Raw genomic sequence first — 558 nt, 5'->3', positions numbered from 1 at the left:
GGCTCTCGGAGGCCGTGGTGAGCATCGCGCGCCAGGTGCCGCCGATCCACGGGTGCCCGGTGATGCGATGAATGAGCGGCCAACGCCAGGCCCACTTGTCGAAGACGAGGACGCCATAGCTGAGCAGCGACGGCAGATAGGCGAATAAATGCTTCAGATTCTCGGCGGGAGTGATACCGAGGAGCGGAAGCGCGATGGTGTAGACGGTCGTCAGCGCTGTTGCCGTCGTTCGGACTGTGGTGGCAGGGCTCATCGGATTCACCCGTAGTTGAGGTAGGTCCAGGCGCCCTTCGCAAGGGTCTGGGCATCGTCGACCGTCCACTTCTGGCCCGGTCCGAAGAGTTTCTTGATCCCGTTCGGCTCGACCATGCCCCGCCCGCAGTCTCCGAACCACCAGCCGAGCTGGCGGTCGAGGTGGACGAGCGATTCCCGGATGGCGTCGTCGAAGGTGCCATGGGTGAGGATGTCGTCCGGGACGTTATAAATCAGGCACTCGGAGAAGTAGGACGGCAGCGGCTTAATGACCTTCTGCGCGGCCAGCTCGTTCTCCACTGCCTT

1 protein-coding gene and 1 pseudogene are annotated in these 558 nt (G+C 63.1%); both read right to left on the bottom strand.

Going from position 1 to position 558, the window contains the following annotated elements:
- Positions 1 to 253: pseudogene (locus ABD323_RS44625) on the bottom strand (hypothetical protein); the annotation flags it as partial.
- Between the two features lie 5 nt (positions 254 to 258).
- The coding region (locus ABD323_RS44620) for a nucleotidyltransferase-like protein (RefSeq protein WP_344447682.1) at positions 259 to 558 on the bottom strand (300 nt) is incomplete at its 5' end.

It is taken from the genome of Kitasatospora nipponensis, from assembly GCF_039528135.1.
GTDB classification, from domain to species: Bacteria; Actinomycetota; Actinomycetes; order Streptomycetales; family Streptomycetaceae; genus Kitasatospora; species Kitasatospora nipponensis.
This window is presented reverse-complemented; position numbering and strand designations above follow the sequence as displayed.